This window comes from Niastella sp. (assembly GCF_045805085.1).
Lineage (GTDB): Bacteria > Bacteroidota > Bacteroidia > Chitinophagales > Chitinophagaceae > Niastella.
This window is the reverse complement of record NZ_JBJMLX010000219.1, coordinates 1-4,300: the sequence shown is the minus strand read 5'-3', so window position 1 is coordinate 4,300 and position 4,300 is coordinate 1. Positions and strand designations below refer to the sequence as shown.

3 protein-coding genes are annotated in these 4,300 nt (G+C 44.6%); 1 reads left to right on the top strand and 2 read right to left on the bottom strand.

Going from position 1 to position 4,300, the window contains the following annotated elements; all coding sequences use genetic code 11:
- Positions 1 to 352: 352 nt before the first annotated feature.
- Positions 353 to 1,162, top strand: a complete 810-nt coding sequence (locus ACJ751_RS11390) for a hypothetical protein (RefSeq protein ID WP_407745619.1) — start codon at positions 353 to 355, stop codon at positions 1,160 to 1,162.
- A 2-nt stretch (positions 1,163 to 1,164) separates the two neighbouring features.
- On the opposite strand, the gene ACJ751_RS11385 is transcribed toward ACJ751_RS11390, so the two are convergent.
- Positions 1,165 to 2,082 carry a VOC family protein gene (locus ACJ751_RS11385; protein ID WP_407745618.1) on the bottom strand — a complete coding sequence of 306 codons (918 nt, stop codon included), beginning with the start codon at positions 2,080 to 2,082 and terminating at the stop codon, positions 1,165 to 1,167.
- A gap of 94 nt (positions 2,083 to 2,176) precedes the next feature.
- Positions 2,177 to 4,300 (bottom strand): glycosyl hydrolase family 95 catalytic domain-containing protein (locus ACJ751_RS11380; protein WP_407745617.1); only part of this gene is annotated, 2,124 nt, incomplete at its 5' end.

Here is a 4,300-nt window from a genome sequence, read left to right as displayed (position 1 = left end):
TAAAAGAAAAAAGTCCTCTGTAGAAACAGACGACCTCTAACGATTGCTTGCCATATGAAAAAAAACGTAAAATCTAAGTTGGTGGGAGCGTTCCGCTTTTCTTTTCCTCTTTTACCTTTTCGCTCCGTTGATGATGTAAAAGTAATACGCCGTGGCCGTGTCTGAAAATCAACAAATCGCTCATTTTATGATGCCAAACGGTCTCTTCGGATCGTAAAGCTTTATCCAGCCTGCGTTTTATGTGATTTTGTATGTAATCTCCAGGGACAAAAATGGATAGTATTAAAGATTAAACAATGTGTTCGATGAGCTAAAAATGAGTATTTTACAGTTAACCTTGCCTGTTTGAGCTATGAAAATGAACCGTATATTTAAATACCTCCTTTTTCCCCTTGCTGTTTTTTCTAATTCCGGGGCTTTTGCCCAGTCAAAAGACCTTGTTAACGAGGAAAATAAATTGATTGGTATTCATAATCAAATTAATTCCAGGCCCAATCTTTCAGTAGGCAGCAGGTATGACACCCTCGCTTTTAATCATGACAGTATAGAATACTTTGTAGCAGCGCTTGACAGGGAGTTTACAAGTCTTATAACAGGCAATCCAAAAACAATTGACTATCCTTTTGATAAACTGGTGGATAGCCATATTTGCAAAATAACCACGTCTGTGGATGGAAACATGCGGGTGTACAACCTGGATTCATGGCTGTTACTTACAGAGATTTATCAATGGAAGGGAAGTGGTAAAGTTTTTACGAAAGTTTCAAGGTATCAAAAAGACAGCACGGGTCTTTGCCGGGAAATTTTTGCTGTTCCGGTTAAGGGCAAACGATATTATTTACCCGTTACTTCCACTATTATCTGGCCATCGCACGCCATGCAGTCCGTTGCTGCATGGCGTATCAATGGTAGTAATCTCGAAGCTGTTACCCTGTTTAAAAACAGAGTGGAAAAGCTGAACCACATAGATGTTCCATTCAGCTTTTATAATTTTGCTCCCAAAATAAAGGACAGTTTACTTTCGTTCATTTCATACGACGACGTTCAGAAAAAGATCTATATCCCTTGCGTGAACGACAAAGGCGTATTTACGCAACGTTATTTTATTTATGAACTGAAAAATGATTGTCTGGAGTTTACCAATACCGGCCTCCATCACTAACCTCATTTTCCTTCATACGCAGCCTGTAGCTTTGCAATATTGATCTTCTTCATGGGCATAAAGGCCTGGGTTACCCGGTTTATTTGTTCCTGCGTGCCTTTGCTCAACATTTCCTGCATTTCGCCCGATGCGATCTGCCACGAAACGCCAAATTTATCTTTACACCAACCACATGCTTCTGCTTCCGGTACGGCGGAAATTTTTTCCCAGTAATGATCGATTTCAGCCTGGTTTGTACAACTTACCAAAAAAGAGATGGCTTCATTGAAATTGAAATTATGGTTATGGGCGCTGTCCATGGCGGCAAACCAGCTGCCTTCCAACATGAAATCGGCAAACAATACCGTGCCTTCTTTGTCTGGTTCCATTCCTTTAGGACGGAGGCGCAGGTTGCCCAATTTGCTGTTCTTGAACACGGACAAATAATAATTGATCGCTTCTTCTGCCTTGCCACAATTTTCATGTACAAACATCAGGGTAGGGATGATGGATGGCCTTGGCTCGCCTTCGGAATTGGTGAGCATCAGTTGCCACAATACGCCGTACTTATCTTTTACCCAGCCAAAGCGTTTGCTGAAAGGGTATTCGTTAAGGGGCATGAGTGCTGTTCCGCCATCCATCAGTTTGTTCCATACTTCATCTAATTTCTCTCTGGCCGCCTGCCCGGAGGAACCAAACAACAGCGGGTCAAAATTTACGATGAATGAAACAGAAGGATTGAAGGTGAACAATGGTCCGGCGCTGATGGCCATAAATTTATGGTTCCATAATTCAAAACCAAGAACGTCACAATCGCCAGACGGTGTGTTGTGCAGCACACTGCTATGCGTAATTTTTGATTCCGGGAAAATGGAAGTGTAAAAATGTGCGGCTTCTTTGGCTTCTGTATTGAACCATAAATGTGGGATGATCTTTTGCATGGCATTCGTTTTAGTGTTACAAATCTCGGAAACAAAACCATGCGGCTGGCGGTGTGGATGCGACATTCGTGGGGTTAGAAACGACTCTTACTGGTTATTCCGCCCGCAATGATATTAATTCATTTTCTTTTGTGTTAAATGAAAGCGGGTTGCCGGAAAGCAGGACGGTTTTTTTGCCTTTACGTACCAGTTGTACGGTTTTACCCGGCCATGGGTTTTCCATCACACAGGTTCGGCCTTTTTCGCTCAGGATGTTGACAAATTCAATGTGTCCTTTTTGCAGGCTGCTGCTGACGACAAAGGCGCCATAGGCACGCAGTTTGTTGAAGCTGGCGTTCTTTGTATGGTTCCAGTTGGGGAATAGGCGTATTACCCCTTCATAACTTTGTAAAAGCATTTCATTAATGGTCATAGGTACAGCGGAGAGTGTTTCTATCCCGCCCCCGCCCTGGGTGATCCAGCCGTTGGGTAATGATTGCAGGGCGATACGGTCTTTCAATTGTTGCAAAATAGTATCGGGGGTATAGCCAACACGAACAGCGCCGGGAAAACAGGTTTCAATTCCATTATTCAATGTATTACCCCATTCGCCCCTATGTTGCATATGATCTTTCCAATGCGCCACATCGTTCAGCAGGATGGCATTGAATGCCGAGTCTGTAACCGGTCCGCAAACCCCGCCGGGGAGTAACAAACCGTGAATGGATACTCTTGACAATCCCGTTGGTTGGCGAAGCCGCTCATTGGGGCTTCGCTCTACGCTTTGCAGTCTTGTGCGGTTACCATTTTCCCCCACGGGGAAAGAACTCAGGTGAGTAACAATATGCTGCCATTTTTCCTGCCTGGAGCTATCCTTTTTTAAGAATGTGCTTACTTCAATGATGCCCTTGAATAACATTTTTACCAATCCAAGAGAAAGGGTGGAGTTGAAATCGCCCAACTGATCACGCCACTGACCCTTATTGCGCAGGTTAGGCATTACTTCACCATAATGGTCCATATAAATAACATAGCGGCCATTCTCCAGCTTCAGGTAATCTTCCCAAAAATCGGCACAGGCCAATAAGTAAGAATAAATGCGACGGGCATACGTCTCATCGTACGTGCTGTAAAAACGCATCAGCATATTACCCGCGCCAAAAACGGCATTTATTTTCTGGCCAAGGAATTTGTAACCGCTGTCAATAGTGTTTTCGGTAGTGCCGTACCGTAACAACATTTCCTCCCGTGTAAGCGGCCAGCGCGTGGTGCACAAACCTTTTGGACCAATTCCCACCGGATAATAGATGCCTTTTACCTGCAGCAGTTGCCGGGCATGCGTGAGGCCTTTATTCATATAATCCAGCAACGGTTGATCGTAATTGTTGGTCAGATCGATGTAATTAGATGAAAAGGCTGCCCAATAGGGCGCCTGGTAATTATAATTAAGATGGTAATCGCCACCCCATGCAGCGGAATCTTTTGTTATAAATGGGCCCCACAGTCCGGGTGCGAATTTGTTTCCGCGCGAAGCACAGGCGAATAAATACTGCGAGGTATAGTAATACTTTTCTATCACCGGATCGTTTACCTGTACCCCTGATCTTTCCCAGAATGCCCGCCACCATTGCTCATGGGCGGTATATATGTTTTGTACGGTAGTGGGCGTTATTGACTGCGCTGCCTGTATAGCGGCTTCCTGCCAGTCTTTTCGATCGTTATTGGTATAAATAGTAACGGTGATGATCGTTTTTTTACCAGGGACCACGGTTATTGTTTTTTCGTTTGAACCGTTGTTCCCCAATATATGCATAGCCAGTGCAATATGGCAAGGCCATTCCAGTAACGGGGTGTTTTCAAAAGAACGGGTGGCCCAAACTACATGCCCGCTTTTCCCTTCCCTGTTTACCGACGTATTGCCTTCCGCTGCCCATAACCTGGGTTGCAGGGTGACCGGTTTGTTAGCGGTGATCTCAATGACAACTGTATTGTGCGTAGCGGCTACCCAACTATCAATTGTTATTGCCACCTCTTCTTTTTTAAAAACGGCATGAATAATGGCTTTATCCAATACCTGTTCTGCATAATAATCCGCTCCCTTTAATGCAGGTATAGAAAGTTCCAGTCCGCCGGGGAATGCAATGCCGCCGCCGGGATATACGGGGTAGGCCCGCCAGAAATCATTTTTTCCAAAATAGAATTGCAGCTGACCGGGTTCGCCGCCGAAAGTTAATCCGAT